Source organism: Alloyangia mangrovi (assembly GCF_002300555.2).
In the GTDB taxonomy this organism is placed as follows: Bacteria; Pseudomonadota; Alphaproteobacteria; order Rhodobacterales; family Rhodobacteraceae; genus Salipiger; species Salipiger mangrovi.
In genome coordinates, this window is sequence record NZ_NTHN02000116.1 from 1 (window position 1) to 3,751 (window position 3,751).

5 protein-coding genes are annotated in these 3,751 nt (G+C 68.7%); all 5 read left to right on the top strand.

Features of this window, described 5'->3' with window-relative positions:
- The first annotated feature begins 92 nt into the window (after nucleotides 1-92).
- Nucleotides 93-1,088 (top strand): DctP family TRAP transporter solute-binding subunit, encoded by a 996-nt coding sequence (locus CLG85_RS26880; RefSeq protein ID WP_095883335.1) that lies wholly within the window; start codon nucleotides 93-95, stop codon nucleotides 1,086-1,088.
- 53 nt (nucleotides 1,089-1,141) lie between these two features.
- On the top strand, nucleotides 1,142-1,984 hold the full coding sequence (locus CLG85_RS26885; RefSeq protein WP_095883336.1) for a carbon-nitrogen hydrolase family protein: 843 nt from the start codon (nucleotides 1,142-1,144) through the stop codon (nucleotides 1,982-1,984).
- Nucleotides 1,981-2,781 (top strand): HpcH/HpaI aldolase family protein, encoded by an 801-nt coding sequence (locus CLG85_RS26890; protein ID WP_260350352.1) that lies wholly within the window; start codon nucleotides 1,981-1,983, stop codon nucleotides 2,779-2,781. Before CLG85_RS26885 ends, CLG85_RS26890 begins: the two co-directional genes overlap by 4 nt.
- Entirely contained in the window at nucleotides 2,778-3,440 is a 663-nt protein-coding gene (locus tag CLG85_RS26895; RefSeq protein WP_260350355.1) for an RraA family protein, read from the top strand. Before CLG85_RS26890 ends, CLG85_RS26895 begins: the two co-directional genes overlap by 4 nt.
- A gap of 22 nt (nucleotides 3,441-3,462) precedes the next feature.
- Nucleotides 3,463-3,751 (top strand): aldehyde dehydrogenase family protein (locus tag CLG85_RS26900; RefSeq protein WP_260350356.1); only part of this gene is annotated, 289 nt, incomplete at its 3' end.

Below are 3,751 nucleotides of genomic sequence, written 5' to 3' on the forward strand. Positions count from 1 at the left end.
AGCTCCAGAAGCTCCAGAAGCTCCAGAAGCTCCAGAAGCTCCAGAAGCTCCAGAATACCCCGGCCCTCCGAAACTCCAACAAGGAAATTCCCATGAAACTGATCCACGGCCTTCTGGCCGCCGCCCTTCTTGCGACCGGCGCTCAGGCGCAGGACTACAGCAATCGCACCATCAAGTTCGCCGCCACCGGCCAGGAAGGCACGCCGCCGGTGCAGGGCATGCACATCTTCGCCGAGAAGCTCGAAGAGCAGAGCGGCGGCAAGCTGAAGGCCCGCGTCTTCGCCAACGGCGTGCTCGGCGGCGATGTGCAGGTGCTCTCTTCGCTCCAGGGCGGCGTCGTCGAGATGATGGTCTGGAACGCCGGCAACATGATGACCCAGGCGCAGGACTTCGGCATTCTCGACCTGCCGTTCATCTACCAGGACGAAGAGGTGATGGACACGCTGCTCGACGGCGACGTGGGCAAGATGCTCACCGATCAGCTGCCCGAGCACGGGGTGGTCGGACTGTCGTTCTGGGAGCAGGGTTTCCGCCAGCTGACCAACAACACCCGCGAGGTGCACCGGCTCGAGGATATCTCTGGGCTCAAGATCCGCGTCCAGCAGAACCCGCTGCTGGTCGACATGTGGAAGGCGCTTGGCGCCAATCCGACGCCGATGGCGGTGACCGAGCTCTACACCGCGCTCGAGACCGGCGCCGTGGACGGGCAGGAATGCACCGCGCCCTTCGCGCTCACCGCGAAATATACCGAGGTGCAGAAATACGTCTCGGTGACCCGCCACAACTACAACCCGCAGATCGTGCTGATCGGCAAGCCCTTCTGGGACCAGCTCAGCGACGATGAAAAGGCCCTGATCCAGAATGTCGCGCAGGAGACCGCGGTCGAGCAACGCCGCATCTCGCGCGAGGCGCAGGACAGCGCGCTGGCGGAGATCCGCGCCGCGGGCAACGTCGTGACCGAGATCGCGCCCGAGGAGCTTGCCCGCATGCAGGAGGCCGTCGCCCCGGTCATCCGAACCTATGCGGACACCTTCGATCCCGAGCTGGTGCGTACCGTCTTCGACGCGGTCGGCTTCTCGCTGGACTGACCCAATGGCCGGGGCCCGCGCCGCGGGTCCCGCTCCCGTAGAATGGAGTGAACATGAAAATCTCATTCGCCCAGCTGTCGCCCGTCCACGGCGACACCCCTGCCACCACGGCACTGGTTGCCGAGGCCGCCCGCGCGGCGGCGGCCGATGGGGCCCGGCTCATCGTCTTTCCCGAGTGCTTCCTGACCGGCGGCTCCTTCGATGACCGCGCCTCGCTGCTGCGGGCGGCCGTTGACATCGAGCGGGGCGATCTTGCCCCCATCCTCGAGGCGGCGCGCGCGGCGGACATCCACGTGGTCGTGGGCTTCTACCAGAAGTCCGGCGCGCAGGCGCTGAACACCGCCGCGCTGATCGGCCCCGAGGGCATCGTCGGGCTGCATCACAAGATGCACCTTCCGTTCATGATCGGCGACCGGTTCGTCGACATCCCGCAGATCGAGGGCCCGTCGGTCTTCGACACGCCGATCGGCCGCATCGGCCTTGCCATCTGTTACGAGATCCGCTTCCCCGAGGTGATCCGCACGCTGGCGCTGGAAGGCGCCGAACTGGTCGTGCTCCCGGCTGCCTGGCCCGAGGCCGCGCGCATCCTGCCCGACCTTTTCAGCCGCGTGCGCGCCGCCGAGAACTTCGTCTACTTCCTGTCCTCCAACCGCATCGATGTCGATGACGGCATGGCCTTCATGGGCAGCAGCCACGTGATCGGGCCGGACGGGGCCGAGATCTTCAACGCCGGCATGGACGAGGGCATCTTCACCGTCGATATCGACCTGTCGCGCGCCCGCACCAAGTCGATCATCCGCGATCCCGGCGTCTACGAGGTGCATCCCTTCCGCGATCGGCGTCCGCAGGACTACCGCATCTGCGCCGCCCCCGCTGCGCTGGGGCTCGAGGCATGAGCGCCGGGCTGCGCGACAGGCTCGCGGCGGGCGGGCCGGTATTCGGCATGAATGTCTACTCGGGCAGCCCCGCCGCGGTCGAGATCGCCGGGGCCTGGGGGCTCGACTTCGTGTTCATCGACGCCGAGCACAGCGTGCTGGGCCTTGATCTGCCGATGGAGCGGATGCTGCTCGCCGCGCGGCTGGCCGGTGTCGCGCCGCTGGTGCGGGTCCCCGACAGCGCCCCGACCGGGCTGCGCAAGGCGCTGGAGCTCGGCGCGGCGGGGGTGATCGTGCCGCAGGTGCACGATGCGGCGCAGATGCGTGCGATCATCGCGGCGACGAAGTTCCCGCCCCTCGGCCGGCGCGGCGGCGACAGCTCGGTGCGCTCGGCCGGATGGGCCGGTCCGGGCTTTGACTGGGCCGACTATGCACAGCGCAGCAACCGCGAAACGCTCATCGTCCCGATGGCCGAGAGCCCGGAGTTCTTCGACAACATCGACGAGATCCTCGCGGTGCCCGGTATCGACGCGGTGCATTTCGGCCCGGCGGATTTCGCCCTCTCGAGCGGCCTCACGGTGGACTATTCCATGCGCGAGCCCGCGGTGCACGAGGCCATGCGCCTGCTCGTCGCGAAATGCCGCGAGAAGGGCATTCACGTCATGCTCCCCTGCATGCCCGCAACGCCCGAACAGGCCGCGGAGCTCTTCGCGCAGGGCGGGGACATGCTGCTGGTCGGCAATGACATCGGGTTCCTGAACCAGGGCTGCCGCACGGCCGCGGACATCGCGGCCTCGCTTCGGGAGGCGCAGGCATGATCCGGCACCCCAGGCGGTCCGGCCCCGCTCTCGACCAGGCTCTGCTTGATCGGCTGCGGGCCCTGCAACCCGCCTCGCTTGGGCACCACCTGAGCGAGGGCTTCCTCTCGCCGAAGATCCGCGCCCTGGTGCCGGGTCGCATGCTCGGCCGGGCGGTCACGGTGCGTCAGCCGCTGCCCGATGCCGAACCGGTGCACCGCGTGCTCGATGCGCTCCGACCGGGAGACGTGCTGGTCATCGACCGCTGCGGCGACGACCGCATTGCCTGTGTCGGCGAAATGGTCGCGCTGGCCGCGCGGACCGCGGGCGCAGCGGGCATCGTGGTGGACGGCGTGGTGACCGACATTGCCGAGATCGCCGCGATGGGCCTGCCGCTCTTTGCGCGCGGCACGAGCGTCGTCACCACCCGTCCGCTGCGGGTGCCCGGCGCCGAGCTCTTCGGCACCATCTGTCCCGGCGGCGTCGCCTTGCAGGACGGTGACCTGATTTTCGGCGACGAAAACGGCCTGCTCCGTCTCGCCCCGGATCGTCACGATCTTGCCGCGCTGGTGGCGCGGGCCGAGGCGGACGAGGCGCGCGAGGTTGACTGGCGCGAGCGCCTTGCTGGCGGCGAAAGCCTCGCCGTGCTCAACGGCTACGACGCCGAGACCCGCCCCTAGGCGCTTGGACAACACTTCAGACATGGGAGCCCTTTCATGCTCGACAAATCCGTCTTCCCCCCCGCACGGCAAGCACCTGATCGCGGGCGCCTGGGTGGCTGGCGAGACCAGCTTCACCTCCGAGCCGGCGCATGGCCCGAGCCACGCGTTTTCGGTCGGCACCCCGGCGCTGGTCGACCGGGCCTGCAAGGCCGCCGAAGAGGCCTTCTGGAGCTACGGCTACACCACCCGCGAGGCGCGCGCCGAGTTCCTGAACGCCATCGCCGACGAGATCGAGGCCCGCGCCGAGGCGATCACCGAGATCGGCACGC